Annotated in this window: 1 protein-coding gene; it reads left to right on the top strand. The window is 42.7% G+C overall.

Going from position 1 to position 522, the window contains the following annotated elements:
• Window positions 1-239 precede the first annotated feature (239 nt).
• The coding region (locus ACXJJ8_RS15475; RefSeq protein ID WP_499031883.1) for a hypothetical protein at window positions 240-522 on the top strand (283 nt) is incomplete at its 3' end.

Raw genomic sequence — 522 nt, 5'->3', positions numbered from 1 at the left:
GGTTCTTAGCGTGGACGTAGTTATAGAGCGCTGTTTTCCAGGACATCTTGGTATCCTCCTTAGGACGAGCCCGAATTGCTTTGAATTGATTCAATATATGACATTTTGACGGTAAAAATGATTGAAATTAATCTTTACTCATACACACCAAAACGCTATACTTGATGTAGAGGGATTAATGAAATTGAGTTTCACTAGATGAAACCAATGGATGAACATATTTTGAGGAGGAATTACCCATGTCCAATAAGGACTCTTTTTCTGTGCGTAAGCAGTTAACTGTCGGCACGAAATCGTTCCAGTATTACAGCCTTCCTGACTTTGAAAGCCAAGGTCACGGCACAATCAACAATCTTCCTGTTTCCATCCGCGTTTTGCTTGAGGCTGCTATTCGTCAATTCGACGGTCGCGCCATTACAAGCGAGCACGTAAAACAAATCGCTGGTTGGGCTCAAGGCCGCGATGAGAACAAAGAAATTCCTTTCATCCCAGCTCGTATCGTTCTTCAGGATTTCACAGGTG

Source organism: Lysobacter sp. P5_C4 (genome assembly GCF_054049695.1).
The sequence above is the reverse complement of the archived record's forward strand: the minus strand, read 5'-3'. Positions and strand labels throughout refer to the sequence as shown.